The sequence below is a fragment of the Tateyamaria sp. GN1-10 genome, from assembly GCF_055693845.1.
Genome location: NZ_JBVFUR010000004.1, coordinates 158,390 through 177,922 on the forward strand (window position 1 = coordinate 158,390; position 19,533 = coordinate 177,922).

Sequence of the window (19,533 nt, forward strand, 5' to 3'; positions counted from 1 at the left end):
GCACCCCAAGACGCACCTCCAACATGCCCCTGCGTCATCCGCGGGACGCCGCCTAAATATCAGCAACATATCGCTTATACATTGTTAAGAAAGCAAAAAAGCAGCGTTTCAACCCTGAGTTATGATTGCTACTGATCTGCCACTAGCGGCGGCTAGAAGAGCACAGAAACGAAACATCATTTCAAAATCTCACCCTACAGACCGGCGGGTGTATTCACGGACAAAAATCCAGTGGGCATCCGCACTACCGTCGACCGAGTCGTACTGACGGATTTGCACAAACGTATCACTCGACTGCACGGCAGCAGTTCAAAGGCCAAACACTCGACCCGCATTACGCGGGTTTCTGAGGCATGCGGGCGACGTGGGTTCTGATCTTGTTGCCGCTTTAAGTTCGCCCAATCAGCCCTGCGGCTGAGGGTTTTTTGACCATCTCCGGTTCATCACGCGACCGGGCTCAGATTAGGAGCAATACATGAGCACTGAATTTTTAGAATCGACCAACAAAGGAATTCTTCTTGAGTTTGATGCCGGACCCTTTGTCGTCGATCAGGACGCAACTATCACAAATACAAACAGCGTTCTTTCTGCGGCCATAGAAATCGACTTCATCTCCGGAGCAAGTCTCACGAACTTCGGCACAATCGAAGGAGCGTTCGAAGGCATTTATGGCGAGATATCGGAAAGCATTATCCACAACCAACGCGGCACGATCAGCGGATTGGAAACCGGTCTTCAGCTGTTTGGCAGTGGAAATACGATCGTAAACGGCACTTTCTCTGAAATCAGTGGCGAAACGGCAATCAGGAACACAGGATTCGGCAGCGCGATCTTAAACTCAGGGGAAATTGTAGGAGACATCAATGGAGTTGGTATCGTTGATGACGGCGAAGACAACTACATCCTAAACCGAGGTACGATTTTCGGAGGAACCGCCATTGTGGTTGAATCCGAGGATGTCGAGATCGTGAATTGGCAAAGCATCACTGGCCGAGGTGTTGGCATCAACTTCCATGTCGATTCAGTTGGCGGTGTCATTCAGAACAACGGTTTCCTGAGTGGTGGGGGTGATGTCAGATCGATTGCCGTAATGGGGAACGACACAGCGCAGAAGGTGGTTAACAATGCAACCATCGAAGGCAAAGTCCTTCTGGAAGGCGGTGACGATCTGTTTGACGGGCGCAATGGGGACGCGGCCGACGTGCGAGGCGGCGAGGGGAATGACACCTTGCTGGGCGGCGACAGCTTTGATCGGCTTTTTGGCAACGCGGGCGACGACAGCATATCGGGAGGTGGACGGGAGGACCTCCTGTCTGGCGGCGACGGGAATGATACGCTGGACGGCGGCGAAGGTGACGACCGTCTGTTCGGTCTGAACGACGATGATCTGATGTTTGGCGGCGCGGGCAACGACGAGATGGTCGGTGGTCTGGGTAACGATACAATGTCCGGCCAGTCGGGACAGGACACGTTGTTTGGGCGCAAAGGAAACGACAGCCTGAGCGGAGGTCAGGATAACGACACCCTCTTTGGAGATACGGGAAACGATACCTTGAGAGGCGACGAAGGCAACGACAGTGTGGCCGGCGGTAGCGGGCAGGATTTGATACTTGGGGGCACCGGCGCCGATATCCTTCAAGGCGGGAGCGGCAACGATACGCTCGATGGTGGCTCAGGCAATGACCTTATTGATGGTGGCACCGGGCGCGACGTGATGCGCGGTGGCGAAGGTAGCGATGTTTTTGACTTCAACACGTTGCGGGACAGCGCCGTTGCGCTTTCAAGAACCGATGTAATTCTCGACTTCGAACGCGGACAAGACAAACTGGATATCGGCGATCTGAACGACGCTGGGATGTTCACATTGGTCGACGGCTTCACGGGATCAGGAAGTGCCGAGTTTCGGATTGCGATCGACGCGACAAGAGGGTCGCACGTCCTGATTGACGCGGACGGCGATGGACGGGCAGATACAGCCTTTTTGGTGGAAGACGTGTTCAATCTAAGCACCGACGATTTCATCCTTTGATCTGATCGACGAGCGTCCCGGCATCGCGCGGTGCCGGGACGCTCACTTTGTGGCGGTCAAGCGCAGGGACTTTGCGGGTGTCGAGCAGGCCATAGTCTTGCTGATAACGAGCACGTCTGACTGCCACGCTTCTCCTACGTAAGGCCTGTGTTGTTCTGCAAATGCAAAACGTGTTTCACTTTCACCGCAAACCGCCACCCAGTCCGGCAATTCAGTATCACTGCTCCGACCCGACGACCATCACCTGCAGGTCCCCCGCACTGGGAAACTCCAACGCACTATACAAACTGGTCATCAAGACCAAGGTACCCAGCTCAGAACTTTGCAACGATGTTAATGAAAGCACCCCTGTCATCAAAGGTCAGGTCGGTGAGGTCATCGCTGAAGTTGGTGAAGTTATAGCCAACGCCAAGCTTCACGTTCTTGCCCAAATGACGGTAGATCGCCGCGAGCCCACCCACTTCGGACACTCCAGCATCGCGCAGTTCAAGCGCGCGCAATTCAAACAGTGCGTCCCATTTGTTGACCACGTGCCAGCGGGTGTTGAGGATGGCCAGAACAGCGTCATTCGACGTGTACTCGGCATCCACATTGTCTGCGCTGTCAGTAAACCGTGCGCCAAGCTTACCGCCGATGCTCCAGAACTTGTTAAGATCATATTCCGCGTCAACGCTGAAGACATGCGATTGCTGGACCGGCCCAGGGGTGTCGCTACCGTCAACCTGTTGGCCGAAACTGTCGTCTAGATACCGATAACGCAGCAGCACATTCAGGCGCTCGTTGTAAATCGGGCGATAGGCATACCCGAGCGATAGATCGGTATAGTCGCTGTCCGGCGCGATGCCGCTGTTGCCATCGGTATCCGACACCTTGGCAGAGAAAACCAGTCGCTGGCTTTCATCCAATTTATAGCTGCCAGACCCGGTGAACAGCCATGTATCGCTGTTTCGGTTCGAATTGCTGCGAGTTCCATCCTCGTTGCGGAACTCAAGCCGTGCCTTGGCCTCCAACTGCTCGCTCTGGTACTGCGCACCCAGGGATAGCGCATAGCGGTCGAAATCACCGTTTACGCTGTCACGCACCCGACCAGTCTCGAATGCCGTCACAAAAGAAAGGCGTTCGGTCGGTTCATAGGTGACACCGTAGGCGGATGTCAGGCTTTCGTAGCGACCAAAACGATCAAATGCGTTCTCTCCGAACATGGTGACGGTGCCGCTGACCCGCCGTTCTCCACCCGAGATGAAGCGCCCCCGTGACCGTCCGGTATCGGAGCGGCTGAGACCCGAGATTTCTCGACTTGGATCAAGCTCGTAACCGAAATAGGTGTTCCCCGCTTCGCCGCGATCGTTGCGCAACAGGATGCGGCCCCCTGTGCCACCATCCCCTTCGGACAGTTCACCCTCGACTTTCCAGGTCTCGGCCCAGCTATAGCTGCCCCCGACACCGATCCGGTCGTTTTCCTCAAGCGTGCCCGAACGGCTTAGCGTTTCTTGCCCGTAGACATACCACGTCAGATTGTCGTTGGGTTTGTACGTCAAACGCACAACAGCGTCCGTCCGCTGTCCATCCCCCGAACCGGAAATACCCTCCCGGTCCAGATTCTCGAGCCCAAATCCAAGGGTCACGCGATCTGAAAGGAGGTACTCGGCCTCGATCCCACCTTCGCGATCCGTTTTGCCACCCTCTTGTTTGAAGCTGTCAAAATAAAGGGCGATGTTCAGCTGCTCGGACACCTCAGCATCCAGCGCAAGGCCCCACAAGGTCTCATCCGCGGTGGTTGAGTAGTCCAGGGTGGTAAACCCCTCCGACCGTTCTTCGAAATAGGCACTGATTGAACCCTCGGTAGCCAATCCCAGATCGCCAAGGGCTGCGCGGCCCTCGATCTTGTAAGCGTCGCCGCGACCACCGCTGGCAGGTGTTTCATCAAACACCAGCCCGCCATCCGTCGATGTGTCGAACCCGAAACCCGGCCCATCGGACCAAGCGTATTCTGCGCTCAGATACGTGTCCTCGTTCAACTGATATCGAAGATCGAGACCATAGGAGTCTTGCGTGCCAAGTCCGGTTTCCTCGCTCTGCAAGGTTGCGCCAAGACGGAAACGATCCGCTGCCCACACTTCCCCACGCAGGCCGTAGGAAAACGCGTCAACATCACCAGCATCCGGGGTGAATTCATACTGCGCGACCAGATTGACATCGGCCGCGCCCCCCACATCCGTCACAACCAGACCGTTGGACCCTGTGCCGGATTGCAATGGCGCGCTCAGGGTGATGATGCCCTGAATGTAGTTGATCGAGTAGTCGCGCCCCGCCACCAAGGATTGCGTTGAAATCACGCGCCCGGTGGTGGCGTCACGCACCTGCACCAACAATGTTTCTGATCCAATGGTCAGGTCCTGACGGCTCAGGAAATAGACCGACCCGCCTGTACCACGGAACACGTCGCGTTGCGGCAGTGTGTCCTGCTGCGCGGCATAGGCATCCAACTGCCAGACAGGCTCGCCCAACGACGTCGTGTTGGTGGATTCCAGATGCCCTCGGGCACCGTAAAGCGTGCGGTCATTGCGCAGATACGTCGTGTTGGCAATGTCAGCCCGCCAGTCACCCCAGACAGCGTAGTTGTTGTCTTTCTCGACCCGCAGATAGAATTTGCCAGATGTCGGCGTGTCGTCAACCAACGTGCTGTCGTCGCCGTAGGTGGGATACAGATCGTCCGGGTCGAGCCGCAGGAAGGTCGAGCGCGGATCCCGCTCGCCCAAGGTCGAGAAAATCTCGTCCAGATCTCCTTCATCAGTATCGACTTGGGCGGTCAGCTCAACCCCATTGGCATACCGACCATTGAAGTAACCTGCGATACGTCCCCGTTCATATGAATTGCTCCCGTCAAGGTCACCATCATTGTAGCCAAGCGTCAGATCGATCTGCGCGGTGTAGAATGACTCGGATCGCGGAACTTCAACCTCGCGCACCACATCGACTGGCACGGCGCCGGTGCCTTGCACCTGCACTCCTATTGCATAGTCACCCGGTGGGAGAATCCGCTGAATGACGAACGCCCCGGACGGGTCAGGTCGCACAACTTCCCCCAGCGTCGTGACCTGCGCACCGGGCGCGACGCTGCTCCCTGATACAGTAACGGCGCCACCATATACCGGAATTCGACGGCGGGCTGTCGCGTCATTGCCGTCCTCCACCCCATCTTCGAGCGCACGATCGTCGCCACGGCTCAAGGGTAACGGCGCGGTTTCATCGTATCTACCATTGGCATCATAAACACGGTGAACAGCGACGATATTCTCGCCGTCAGGAACAGTGATGGTCACTTGTCCGTTCGGCGCAATGTCGTAGCGCCCAAGGGTTTTTGGGCCACCACGTGCATTCTGATCCACGATCAGAACTTCGCCGCGCGTCACGAACCCGGGGTAGTTTAATGCGGATTGCAGCGTGACGCTGTCGCCTGCACGCCGCTGACCGTCCGCCCCCTCAATTTCCAGGTCAAGGCGCGGCGTCACGTCCAGACCATCGTACTGGACCCGGACATCTGCCTGTTCAAGTGCCTCGTCCACCCGTTTGACCTGGCGTTCGAGCGCGGGATCGTCGCCCGCCACCTTGTCCCCGTTCAGGGTGATGACAAACCCACCATCCTGCGCAAATGCAGGAAACGCTGTGCTGCTCAGAAGAAGGGCTGATGTTGCGATAAACCGTTTCATGTCCGTACCCCTCACTGCAACCGCCGGACGGACCGGTCGACATCAAGCCGATAGGTCCCCCTGCCCCGCCACGCCTGTCGCAAGGCATCTTCTGTTGCTTTGAGACGGGTACGCGCCGTCTCAACACTTTCATCACTGCGGTAGTATCGAAGCTGGATGGCGGAAGGTTCTTGCCGGATCTGTTCGACCAACCCCTGTAGGCCTTTGATCAAGGCCGCATTTGGTCCGTCCCCCGAGAAGGCTGCGGCTGTCAGGTCAATCTCGACCAGATTGCCCAGCCGCGCACCAAAGTTCAGCTCTGCCAGTTTGCCTGCCGTCACGCGGATCACGCGCGGGTTTTCCGTGGTGACACGGTAGCCGGTGGGCAATGTCCGGTCGTCCAGTTTGAGTTGGAAATTCGACCCAATCGAGCCATCCGGCAGCAGGGCACAGGGAACATTGAAGCGCCCGTACTTGTCGGTCGTGATAATATCGCCGCGCGGCGACACCAGTTTCACGCCGGGCAGCCCTGGCTCACCACCGTCCGCCTTGATCTCGGCAGGTGTCAGTTTCTCAAGCGCAAGCTGCGCCGCATAGGAATTGGCCAGACGCTTCAGCGTCTCGGGCGGATCCTGATACCCGTCGCCATTCACGTCATCAAAGACCTTGCCGATGATGTCACCGCAATCAAAGACCGCCTCGGGTGTGACCTGCATCGCCGCAGTTGCGGTGTTCGATACGCGCGCGCCTGTCGGCCCAAGGGCGAATGCGCTGTTGATGTATTCGCCCGCCCCACCCGTCAGTCGTGCGCTCAGGCGGATCGTCGCCACCTCTGCCGGAGCAAGCGTCTGGTCCGGCCACGTGACAGAACGACCATTCATCACCGGTTCAGGCGTCGATGCACCGTTGAACGTCGCAGATCCCGGAAGGAACAGAAGACCCGGCGGCAATTGGTCCACGAATGTTAGCCCGCTTTCTGCAGTAGTGTTCCGGTTTTCGAACGTCAGCTCGAACGTCACAACCGAGCCGCGCTGCAAAACACCGCTGTTGGTCGCACGCTTTGTTGCCACGATGTCCGATGTCGGCTCACTGCTGGCGACGGCTGCGGATGCGGTCACAGCAGCTGTGAGCCGGTCGGATGTCAGTGACGCCGTGTTGGTCCCTGACGGTGATCCGGCTGCTGTGTCATATTGCACCGCAATCGTGACAGTAGCTGTTTCACCGGGGGCCAGTGACGTCCCAGCGCTCAGCGTATTAGTGTCAGTCTGTCCATCAAACGCGCCATTGGCGCCGCCGGTGGTAAAGCCCGAGGCAACCGGCGCCCCCACGGTGACCAGCGTCGATGGCGCGACGAAAGCCGTCATGTCGTCGGTTAAAACCAGATCGGCTTGCGTCACGTTACCGGTGTTTTCGACCGTGATGGTAAAGAGAACTTCAAAGACCGATCCCGAAACGCGCGTCGGCACATTCGCCGTCTTGGTCAGAACGACGGTCGGAAGCGCCGTGATCGGAACCAACGTCGGATCATCCAGCACGTTCCCATCGGTGTCGTCCCCATCGTCCGAACTGTCCGTCACCGGCAAACCCAGCGGATCATCACCGGTCGCCGCAAAGATGTTCTGGATGCCGCCCGCGTCGAAATCCTCTTGCGTCAATGTGTAGGCCACGCTGACGGTTGTTGTTTCACCCGCGCCCAATTCAGCAAACCCTGCAACGGGCGGCGTATCCGGGGTCAGAATCGTTCCGTCCAGCCGCGTCAGCGTATCGGTGAACACCAGATCACGCAGGGTCACGTTGCCCAGGTTTTCGATCAGGATATCGAAGGTGACGGTTTCACCCGGTGCGGTTGGTTCAACGGTCTGGTTGCCAGAGGTTTTGGTCACCACCAACTCAGGCATCGGCTGAATTGTCAGAACAGTCGGATCATCAGTGGTGTTGCCATCGGTATCGTCGCCGTTGTCGCCGGTGTCGCTAACCGGGACATTGCCCGGCCCCGGGCCGGTGCCCGACACGACAACCACATTCGACAATCCACCCGCGTCCACATCTTCGGTTGTCAGTGTGTACGAGACACGCCAGACAGCTGCACTGCCGGGCGCCAACGGATCAGCGATCGTCCCAACGGGGGTTGCCGGCTGCGTTCCGATTGCCTCACCGTTGGCACGGCTTAACGTGTCAATGACCGCAAGGCCCGAGATATCCACGTTCCCGGTATTGGCCGCACGTATTTCGAAGACAACTGTGTCACCCGCTTCACTGCCAGTCGTCACAACTGTTTTGGTGACGTCCAGCCGCGGGTTCGACGTGATATCGACGATTGTTGGATCATCGGTCGTATTGCCATCACCGTCGTTGCCATTGTCCGATGTATCGCTGACCGATCCCGTGCCTGCGGGTCCGTCGGCGGTGACGGTCGCAGTATTGCTTACCCCACCGGCATTGATGTCCGACTGAGAAAGCACATATGTCGCGGCGTATTCCCAAACCTCGTCCACATCCAGAAAATCATCGTTGTTGGCATCGCCGGTCACGAAGGTGAACGGCGTGGTTAGGAACGTGGGCGCACCCGTGTTGATCCGCGTCATCGTGTCGGTGATTCCGCTGACCGCAACAGTTACGTTGCCCACGTTCGCTACCCTCAGAGTGTAGGTGATGGTCGATCCGGGAGTCACACTTGGCACGTCGGCGGTCTTGGTAACTTCCAGCGCCGGGGTGCGTGCGGGTCCTGCCGTGGTCAGCGTATCCTCGACCGTCACGGTGCGGGTGTTGAGCAGATCGCGCGCAGTGACTTGGGCCGTGTTTTCGATGCTTCCGCGGTCCACGTCTTCTTGGGTCACTGTGTAGAGAGCGGCACAGCTGGTCGCATCGACGGCGCTGGGATCAAGCGTGTCAATCACGCAGCTGAAGCCGGGGATCAGCGGGTCCGTGACCGTTACGTCAGCCAGAGTGAAGCGTGACGTGTTTTCAACCTCGAACCCGTAGGACACCGTGCTGCCCACAGCACCAAACGGCGTCGGGGTGGCAGTTTTGGACAATGCAAGGCCAAGTGGTTCGGTCAGCGGTCCGGGAACGGTGACTCCGCTGGTATCTGGCATGACTGCCGTGCCGGTTGGATCAATCGCCTCTGCCGTGGCCGTGTTGCTGAGGGTGCCATTGTCAACATCCTCCTGCGTCACCACGTAGTCGCCAGAACAGGTCAGATCGCCGCCTGGTGCCAATGTGTCAGCTTCGCATACAAGCGCAGGGATCAGCGGGTCCGTGACGCTCACATCTGTCAGCGTCTGGTTGCCCGTGTTGCTCAGCACAAAGTCAAAGGTGATCGTTTCGCCCACATTGGCAAAGGACGTTGCGGTGGTCGACTTCACCAATTCGATCATCGGATCGCTTGCCGCAGGCGTGGTCACGCTTGAGACGTCCGAGATCACCGGCGCAGTCAAGCCTGACGCACTGGTTTCGGCGATGGCTTCGTTAAAGACTTCGCCCGCGTCCAGATCTTCTTGTGTGACCTCATAAGACTGCAGAAGGTCGGTTTCACAGGTCACCGTCTCACCAGGCCGGAAATCGGGATCGGCACCCGTGCTGGAAAAACAGACCAGCGGTGCTGCGAGAAGCGCGTCGTTCACCACAACGTCATTTACAAAGGCCAAACCGCCCGAGTTTGTGACGCTAAAACGATAGAACAGGCGATCACCAACCGTTTCGAACCCGCCCGTCCGCACGGTTGCACCGGTCGCGTCTGTGACCTGAACCAGTTCCTTGGTCACATCCAATGCCGGCGTGGCGGCATTGGGAATAGTTTCTGTCACTTGCGGGGATGTCGTGGTGCCGTCCGTTGCAGACGCAAGGTTCGTGACCGACGTAAGATCAATATCGCCGACGGTTACGGTGTAGCTACCGGTGCAGACATATGTGCCGCCGGGCGCGATGCCATCGGTCGGGAAGGTCGGGCAGACAATATCACCTGTTGGGATCAGATTGTCGGTGATCGTGATCGGGGTCGTCAGCGTCACATTGCCCGCATTGGTGACCGTGTAGGTGTAATCAACCACCGCACCGACGAAGAACTCTGTGGCCGGATCAACGCTTTCTGCTTCTTTCAACAGCTCCATCGTAGGCGATTGGCTGGCTGGTACAGTCACGCTGTCTGTCTGACCCGGCGCGGATCCTACCGCCGCGCTCGCGGTGTTCTCGACTTCACCGCGGTCCAGGTCTTCTTGCGTGATGGTATAGCTTGCGGTGCAGGTCCGCGTATCGTCAGGCGCCCAGGGCGCCGCGGCAGAGACGGGATCGCAGATAGCTGGGGTAGCAAGCAACGGATCGGTGATCACGATCGGATCGGTCAGGGTCACGTTGCCGGTGTTGACCAATGTAAATGTGTAGTCGAGCACATCGTCTACAGCATCGAAACTTGCGTCTGCACCCGTGTAATCCTTGACGAAGCTGAAGGACGGGTCAGCGGCGATGTCCAGGCTTGTCGGCGTATCGTCACCGTCGCCCGGAACACCGTTGTCGGTGATGTCCGTTGTTGGCGGCCCGGTGGGCGGCGTGCCACTTACAATTGCGGAGTTGCGGATACCACCAGCATCAAGATCAGCCTGAACCAGCACGTAAGTGGCGGTGTAGGTGGCAGTCTCACCCACCTGCAACGTGCCTGCAGGCGAACCATTATCGTTCGAACTGAATGTCGGCCCTGTTGCGAGGGTCAGGGATGTCCCGTCCTGCCGTTCCAAGGTATCAGACGTGACGTCAACGCTTGTCAGGGTCACGTTGCCCGTGTTTTCGATCTCAATGAGGAAGCTGACAGTGTCGCCCACAGCCGTTCCGGTTGATGTGATGGTCTTGATCCCCGTCACTCCGGGTGCGGGCGGCACAGAGAAGGTGGTTGGATTGTCGCTTCCGTCGCCGGGAACGCCATTGTCCGACAGGTCGCTCACAGGCGTGTCGCTTGGGTCTTGCGCCTGGACGAGAACCGAGTTGCTCAGCCCTCCGCTATCGATGTCCGATTGGGTCAGGACATGGGTAACCTGGTATGTCCACGTCTCATCCACGTCCAGCGTCACACCGTCTCCAGCGATCAACGTCGGCACCGGTGCGGGCAGGATTGTCTGCCCGTTGCCGTCGCGCAGCGTGTCGGTCAACGTGACCGTATCCAGCGTTACGTTGCCAGTATTCGAGACGGTAATGTCAAAGGTGACACTGTCGCCAACGTCGGTTCCAGTGCTGGCGCTCACGGTTTTCAGGGCCGTGACTTCAGGGCTTGGACCTTCGACACTGACACTTTGCGTATCATCGGCAGTGGGCGGCGTCAGACCGCCGGGCGGGGTCGCCGTCCCGGTGACAACATTGGTCAGATCCGCACCTGCATCCACATCCGCCTGCATGACCGTGTAGGTCGCGGTCAGAGTTACGCTGTCACCCGGCTCGAGCGATCCAATCACACCGCCACCGCTGAGTGTCAGAGGAGAGGTGCCAGCCGCGCTCGTGTGGCTGTCGGTCAGTGTTACATCGGTCAAGGTCACGTTGCCCGTGTTCGTCACAAGGTAGCTGTAGGTCAGATCTTGCCCCGCCTGCACATCGGTCGCGTCATCGACCGTCTTGTCGATGGTAAAGGCCGGGCCCCGCGTTGCCGGAACCGTCTCGGTCGCTTCGGCACGGTTGGGGTCAAGCAGATCAAACGGGACTTCGCTGCTTGCGACCGTGGCAATGTTTGTGACCTCGCCCGCATCCACGTCATCCTGTGTGGTTTCATAAGTCGCAGTACAAACAATACTGTCGAGCGGTGCCAAACCACCCGTTGGGAAGGCAGGGCAACTCACACTGGCAATGCGATCATCGCTTACGGTTGGTGCCGCGGTCAGAGTCACATTGCCCGTATTGGAGACTGTGTAGCTGTAGGTGATGGTCACGCCAGGGGCGGCGAAACTGGTGATATCGGCATCCTTGACCAAGCTAAAGGACGGCTCGGCATCCGGACCATCCACGAGGAGTGATCCGTCATCAATGATCGGATTGGCCGGGTCACTGATCGGAACCGAAGAGGCGCGCGCTACATTGGTGAAGTCACCTTGGTCAACGTCGGCCTGAGTAACAGTATACAGGAATGTGCAACTCTGATCCTCTTCACCCGGCGCAAGGCTGGGCACGGAACATGTTTCCCCTGGCACCAGATCATCCGTAACCGTCGTCGATGTCAGGGTCACATTGCCGGTGTTGCGCACCGTCACGGTGAACTCAATTTCTTGCCCAACCACGCTAAAGCTGCTGTCGGGCTCGCTTGCGCTCAGGGCCTTGGTGACCTCGACCGCAGGCGCATCATCTTCGAGCGGCGCAGTGACCGACCCGGTGGCGACCACGGGATCACCCGCAGGCGTCACGCCCTGCGCAGTCGCAATGTTTATAAGGCTCTGACCATCCACATCGTCCTGCGTGATGGTATAGTCGCCCTCACACAGAAGCTGCGCGCCCGGCGCCAGCGCGACCGGCAAGGTCACGGCAGGATCAGTGTTCGACGCACCATCAAAGCAACTCAGGCTTGCAAGCAACGGGTCCGACACTTCCAAACCGGAAACAGTCGTATCCCCACTGTTGGTGGTCAGGATCGCGAAGGTGATCGTATCCCCTTCTCCGGCCGGGTCAGGGCCGCCTGATACGGACTTGATCACAGACAGTGCAGGATCATTCACAGCGAGCACTGTGACTGTTGCAGCAGGGGATTGAACCGGTTGGCCGGCGAACACTGTGTTGGCCGTGGCCACGTTGGTCACAAACCCACCGGGCTGGCCGGAAGCAACCGCATCCAGATCCTCTTGTGTAACCGTATACTCGGATTCACAGGTGATAGATTCACCGACCAACAACTGCCCGCCGAGAACAGCAGGGCAGGTCACGGTCGTTTTGTCGTCATCCACCGTAATCGCATTGGCGAATGCGGGCGCCGGCGTGCCCTGCGATGTGTTCTCGACCACGTATTCATAGTCGATCACGTCCCCCACGGCGGTGAAGCTCGTCTGGACGGCGGTCTTTGTGATGCTGAGCGCCGGGTTGGCCCCCGATGGAATGGTTTCCGTTGCAGGGCTCGAGGTCACGCCGCCCGACGTCGCAGTCGCATTGTTCGTGACACTACCAAGCTGAATATCGGCCAGGGTAAGCTCGTACACCCCTGTGTAAGTGACGCTGTCACCAGGCGCGAGGCCTGCCGCCGGAAATGGCGCATCGATAGAGATGGACGCCGGCAGGATCAGGTTGTCCGTCACCACGGGTTCGGTCGTGACGGTCGTGTTGCCGGAATTGGTGACCGTGTAGCGATAGATTACGTCATTACCCGCCGCAAAGTCCCCTGCAACCGGGGGCGGGTTTGCGTTCAGGATCGAAACGAACTCCTTCAACATGGTGAGTGCCGGGGTCTGTACTGCGGGGACTGTCAGCGTGTCAGACGTTGCCGGGACCGGAACACCACCGAATGTCGACTGCGGCGAAGCAACGTTAGTGATGCTTCCAGCGTCAATCGCTGGCTGATCCGCAGTCCAGACCAACTCACACGTCAGGCTGGCACCAGGGGCCAGATCGTCTTCGGAACAAAGCTGCGGCGCACCGCCCGCAATCTGGTTGTCCGTCACATTTATTGTGTCAGTGATCGTGACGTTGCCGGTGTTGGTAACGGTGTACGCGTAAGTCAGCGTGTCGCCCGGATTGGTAAAACTGCTGGCCGAGCTTGCGGCAAGCGCCTTCGAGAGGGTCAGCGCCGGGGACTGGGCCGCAGTCACTGTCTCGGTCCGTTCGGGCGACGACGTGGTGATTTCGGTGGCGCCACCGGGCGTGTCTGGTACCACGGTCTGCGTGATGGTCGCCGTCGCACGGTTGAGCACGCTGCCGGCATCCAGATCGTCCTGCATGATCTCGTAAGTTGCTGTGCATGTCAGTGTGGCACCGGGTGCGAGGCCGCCGAGTGGCAGCGCCGGGCAACTTACAGCCGTGCGGTCGTCTGCGATGGTGATATCCGCCGTCAGCGTGATGTTCCCGGTGTTTGAGACAACGTAGTCGTAGCTGACCATGTCGCCCACCGCCGCGAAATTGTCCCCGGCTGTTGCAGTCTTGGTCATATCAATGGCGGGCGCCTGTGTCGGACCAGCCAATGTGACAGTGTCGGTATCACTGACGGATGCACCACCTGGTGCAGTGCCCGTGACCTGAACCTCATTGGTCAGGAATCGCGCATCCACATCCGTTTGCGTGATGGTGTAGCTGTCAGCCAGCGAGGTCGTATCGGCACAGGTGGTGGTCGATGCACCGGGCAAAAGATCTGCCAACGTACAGGAAAACCCTGTCAGATCGTCGCTCAAGCTCAGGTTGCTGAGCGTCACGTTCCCGTCATTGAACACTTCGAAAGTGTAAGCTTCGGCGCCTGTGACAGCGCCAAAGGTGCCCGATCCATCCACCTCGGTCTTGACAACACGCAGCACTGGATTGGGGGTTGCGACCGTCACAGTTTCGGTGTCGCTGTCCGTAGGTGGTGTAAGGCCGGTAGGTGGAACCGCAGTTCCGCTGACGATGTTGGTCAGGTCCGCACCTGCATCGATGTCATCCTGGGTCACGGTGTAGGTCGCTGTCAGGGTTACATCAGCCCCAGGCGCAATGCTGCCCGTATTGCCGCCCCCGAAATGGTCAGTGTCTGAGTACCAGAAGAACTGGTATGACTGTCCGTCAACGCCACATTGGTCAGCGTGACGTTTCCGGTGTTCCTGACAACATAGGAATAGGTAATCACCTGGCCTGCGACGACGCTCACCGCATCATCGGCCTGCTTCTCGACGGTGAAGTCCGCGTCGCGGTTAACGGCGGGCACGGTCAGCGAGCTGCTGTCGCCCGATGTGCCAGGCGCTGCCACACTCGCGATATTGTCGACTTGTCCATTGTCCAAATCGGTCTGGGTCACGGTGTAGACGGCCTGACAGGTGGTTGTGTCAGTGGTGCTGGGGGCGAGTGTCGGAATGGTGCAGGTCAGGTTGACCAGCGGGTCAGTGACCACAATGTCGGTCAAGGTCTGCGTACCGGTGTTTGCTACGGCAAAGCTGTAGCGGATTTCGTCGCCCACCGAGTCGAACTCTGTCACGTTCGAAGTTTTCGACACGTTGACGGCGCGCGTGGCGGCAGCCGGATCGACGGGCGTAACCTCAGTGTCGGAGGACGGATCAATGGTGTCGCCGGTGCTCGACATGCCGTTCGCGGTCGCGGTGTTGGTAATCGTTTCCCGGTCCAGATCAGCTTGGGTGACCGTGTACTCGCCGGTACATTCCCCGGCGAGAAGAGGCCCGATATCGGTCAGATCGCAAACCAGACCCGGGATCAGAGGGTCCGTGACGGTGGCCGACGCAATCGTCTGTTCGGTGTTGTTGGTCACCCGGAATGTGTAGGTAAGGACTTCGCCAGCGCTGGTGAACTGCGACGGTCCCACCTTGTCCAGCGTGAAGGACGGCGTGATGTCGACGGGCACGGTCGCCTCTGCCGACGGAGACACAACATCAAACGGGTTGCCGCCATTGACGCGGTTGAATTGTGCCGTGGCAGTATTGATCACCTCGCCTGCGTCTATCTCGGCCTGGGTCGGTGTGGTGCTGCCGGTGCATGTGACCGAATTCGGCGTGCCTTGCCCCACCGGGAAAATCCGCCCTGTTTGCACACATGTCACGGTGTCCAAGCGTGGGTCGTTGATCGAGATGGTCCTGTTTACCCCAATGGACCGGTCGCCAACATTTGTCACTGTAAAGGTGTAGGTGATGACGTCTGAGGTACTGGACACGCTGGTCACATCCGCGGTCTTGGTCAGCTCAATCGCATCTGTACCTGCCTGCGGGACAGTCTCGGTATCCGAGTTTGACGTTGTTGTGCCATCCGTTGCCGTGGCAGTGTTGGACACGAACCCAAGGGATTCATCCGCCGCGGTTATTGTGTAGACAGCCTGACACGTGCGCGTGTCACCAATCAGAAGATCGCCGGTGCCGCAATCGATCGGATCAGTGAACCGGTCGTCATTCACGGTCAGCGGTGCCGTGATGGTCGTATTGCCGGTGTTTTCCACTTCGTACGTGTAGGTGACCGTCTGCCCCTCAAAGAAGTCGACGGCTGGGATCACCGGCGCCAGCTTGTCCAATGTCAGTTCGGGCATCTGGTCGGCATCGACCGTCACTTGCGCCGGATCGGACGACACTTCCGCTGCATCCGGGTCGTCAGCGGCAGCGGTTGCGATGTTGGTGACCGAGCCTGCATCCACGTCTTCCTGAAGCGTGAGGTAGTCATCCGAGGTACAGGTCACACTGGTGCCGGGCAGGATCTCGGTCGCGGTGCAGGTGGCGGATACCTTGTCATCCGTTATCCGCGGTGTGGTCAGGGTGACATTGCCGGTATTGGTCAGCACGTAGTCATAGACCAGGGTCACACCGGGCGCATCGAAACTTGTCGCGCTGGCCGCGTTAAGCTGTTTGACCAGCGTCAAACCGGTCGTTTGGACAGCAGGGATCGTTACTGAGGCCGAACCGTTCGCTGTGACGCCCCCAACCGTAATTGATGCTGTCGCTTCATTCAGCACTTCGCCCGCATTCAGGTTCGCCTGCGTCACCGCATAGTCCGCAGTACAGATCACCGCACCATTTGGCGGAACAGCACCTGCGGGACAGCTGACCGCCCCGCCGGCATCCGTCACCAAGGCATCGGTGATAGCTGGCGGACCGGGCCAGGTGACATTGCCCGTGTTTGTGACCTCGATGCGGAATTGCAGAACGTCGTCGTCGCTGTCGAAATTCTGTTGCAGCGCCGTCTTGGACACCACCAACGCCGAGGCTGCCGCCGGCCCATCCACGGTCTCATCAACGGTGCGGGTCAGCGTGGACTGCCCGCGGTCCTGCGCATTGGCCGTCGCGGTGTTGGTCAGTGGCGTACCGTTTTGGGCAAAATCATCCAGATCTGCCTGTGTAACGGTATAGGTGCCGGTACATGTAAGTGTATCGGTGGGCAACAATGTCGCCTGTGAACAGGACAGTGACGGGATAAGGTTGTCCGCCACACTCAGGTTGGTCAGAGTCGTGTTGCCGGTGTTTTCCAAATTATAATCATAGGTGATCACCTCACCCACGGCGCTAAAAGTCGTTTGCCGCGCCGCTTTCGCGATGGTCATATCAGCGTCAGCTGTGGGACCGGGCAAGGTCACAGTATCCTGCACTTCACCCAATTGGCCGAACTCCGGATCACCATTCGCACGCGCGATATTGGTCAGGCTCCCGCTATCGATGTCGTCCTGCGTGACCGTGTAAGTGGCGGTACAGGTGGCGACCTCAGGTGCCCCACCGCCCGTCGTCTCGTTGATGGTCGTACGATCACAGGACACGGCTCCGCCCTGCTCATCCACCTTGTCATCAAACACAGTCAGGTTGTTGATGTTGACCGACCCGATATTTGTTACCGTGTAGGTGTATGTGATGACGTCGCCAACGGTGGTATAATCTGTGGCAGTGGTTGTCTTTTCAAACTCGTAACCCGGCGCGATCGTACGCAACGCCTCGTCGCTCAGGCTCTCGCCGCGACGGAAATCCCAAAAGTTGTCGTTGGGATCATCATCTAGCACTTGGGTCGTTGTCTGACCCGTCGTCAACAGACTGTTCAGCAGCGTCGGGTTGGTCGAAGTAAACCAGCCGGTATTGAAGCTGTTATTTCCGAACCCGGTTTGAAAGCCCTGACTCACCGTACCTGAGTTGTTGGTCCGTTCGGTCGTCAGTCCCGACCAGCTGCCCACATTCACCCCGTTCAGGATCAAGCTGATATCGTTCTGGTCAAACCCACCCGGTTGCGTATCCCCGTCATAGGCAGAGAAACGGACGTGAACCCGGGCGATGGCACCACCGAAGTAGTCCGTACAGTTCCGAATTCCGCAGTCCAGTGGAATGGGGTCATTCACAGTGAACGGGTTGCCTCGGAATCGCGTTGGCTGGCCGTTCGAGTTGAAGCCGCGAAAAGCGCCGTTCGGATCACTGAACTGGTAATAGATCTGGCCGTTGACACCTTCCATGACAATGACGACGCCACCCGCTTCGGGATATGCACTAGGAAGCGCAATGCTCGTCCCGGGAACATTTGTCGTAAAGGGTGTGGCATGCGCCAGGTCAGCCGCAAAAAAAGATACACTGGCGGCTGCCAGCGCACCCTGAAAGGCACCACTCAATCTAAACATTACCGTCCCTCGTTGTTCGCGTCTGTTGGCAGATTTTCTGCTCGTTACGCGCGCGATATTTATTCTTGGTAATAGATCTTATCGACCCTGAGACTAAAGTGGCACTGCAACCAACAAGTCATCAACGGTTTTTTTGTCAGAGATTTCCCCCTCGAAATTCTTCCAGAAATTGTCACACAGATGCCACAACTATTGAGTGTTGTCCGCGGACGCCAGCCCAACGAAAGCACCATATACAGCAGCCAGAGTCACCTTATTAACTACATATAGAGCAGTGGTGGCTATAATCGTGCGATATCCATGCGCTCAATTCACACGCTGAACCATCGCCACAAGGCAGAAACCATTCAATGACCCGACGGCACCGATTTGACAAACTCAATTGCTCAACTTTGACCGCAACCGCTGAATAACAGGCATTTGCAATGCTTGTGCAAGAACTGAAAGTCGGAACACACAATTCTCAAAATGACTTTAACTTCTCTATGCTGTAATTTTTTTATTAAATGTTTCAAATGGAAATGATACCGACGAACCGCCCTGTAAAAATAAAATGACTGTGTTGACACTTCGAATGAAAACACATCAGAGGCACAAAGACAGCAGAAACCCCCTGACCTATTGTGGTTGAGAACAACAGATTTTGCCGACGCAACCGCGAGGCCGCTCATCTGTCAGCAAGCAAACCGCAGACCGTCTAAGACGCTCCATTGCGCGTGGATAGGCGCGTTTTATGCAAAATATCCTCCAAGTTTGACATTGGGATTCAAGTAGACACACACGTACAGCCCTCAAAACGGATACGAATATTTGTCTGCCCGGGCAAAACGGGCCACCAATACGGCAGAACAGATGCCAATGCGCAGCGTCCGGCGTCAACACCGTGCGCCGGACGCTGCGCATTGCTCAGGGCAGATCGCTACACACCTCAGAATGGCGCTGAAGCTCGAAACCGCATCATCTTTCCACTGTCCGGGTGCTTGATCCGCAGTTCTTCCGAGTGAAGCATGAGCCGATCAAACTCACGCGCGGGCCCTTCCGCATAGAATGGGTCGCCCAAGATAGGATGCCCCAAAGCAAGCATATGCACACGCAACTGATGGCTCCGCCCTGTCTGCGGAAACAACCGCACCCGGCTCTCAGTCTCCGTGTCGCGCAGCACCCGCCAATCGGTGACAGCAGGCTTGCCGTTCTCGTGGTCGACATGTTGCCTCGGTCGGTTCGGCCAATCCACGATCAGGGGCAGATCAACCCGCCCCGTCTTGGGTGTCATCCGCCCCCACACCCTTGCCACATAGGTCTTTTTCGCGGAACGCAGTTCGAATTGCTTGGACAGGAACCGCTGGGCATGTGGTGTAAGACCAAATACCATGACACCGCTTGTATCCCGGTCTAAACGGTGCACCAGCAACGCCTGCGGCCACACCGCCTGCACCCGTGCGATCAAGCAATCTGACAAATGCTCTCCCTTGCCCGGAACACTAAGCAAGCCAGAGGGTTTGTCGACCACCAGCATCTCCGCATCATCATGCAGAATGTCCAAAGGATCGTTGGGCGGGGCATAGACATCATCCATGTCCCCGCCTCTCAAATGCGCA

The 19,533-nt window shown here is 58.0% G+C and carries 6 protein-coding genes; 1 reads left to right on the forward strand and 5 read right to left on the reverse strand.

Going from position 1 to position 19,533, the window contains the following annotated elements:
- The first annotated feature begins 475 nt into the window (after positions 1-475).
- Complete coding sequence (locus ACZ1HN_RS02690) at positions 476-2,029, forward strand: calcium-binding protein (RefSeq protein WP_472726394.1); 1,554 nt, start codon at positions 476-478, stop codon at positions 2,027-2,029.
- Here the strand turns inward: ACZ1HN_RS02690 and ACZ1HN_RS02695 are convergent.
- From ACZ1HN_RS02695 to ACZ1HN_RS02715, 5 genes are all read right to left on the reverse strand, one after another.
- On the reverse strand, positions 2,019-2,156 hold the full coding sequence (locus tag ACZ1HN_RS02695; protein WP_472726395.1) for a hypothetical protein: 138 nt from the start codon (positions 2,154-2,156) through the stop codon (positions 2,019-2,021). The genes ACZ1HN_RS02690 and ACZ1HN_RS02695 overlap by 11 nt on opposite strands.
- 187 nt (positions 2,157-2,343) lie before the next feature.
- Entirely contained in the window at positions 2,344-5,739 is a 3,396-nt protein-coding gene (locus ACZ1HN_RS02700; RefSeq protein WP_472726396.1) for a hypothetical protein, read from the reverse strand.
- Between the two features lie 11 nt (positions 5,740-5,750).
- Positions 5,751-14,309, reverse strand: a complete 8,559-nt coding sequence (locus ACZ1HN_RS02705; RefSeq protein WP_472726397.1) for a beta strand repeat-containing protein — start codon at positions 14,307-14,309, stop codon at positions 5,751-5,753.
- Between the two features lie 20 nt (positions 14,310-14,329).
- Positions 14,330-17,935, reverse strand: a complete 3,606-nt coding sequence (locus ACZ1HN_RS02710) for a DUF7507 domain-containing protein (RefSeq protein WP_472726398.1) — start codon at positions 17,933-17,935, stop codon at positions 14,330-14,332.
- A 928-nt stretch (positions 17,936-18,863) separates the two neighbouring features.
- Positions 18,864-19,511: an RluA family pseudouridine synthase gene (locus ACZ1HN_RS02715; RefSeq protein WP_299770735.1), complete on the reverse strand. Its 648-nt coding sequence runs from the start codon at positions 19,509-19,511 to the stop codon at positions 18,864-18,866.
- Positions 19,512-19,533: the final 22 nt, after the last annotated feature.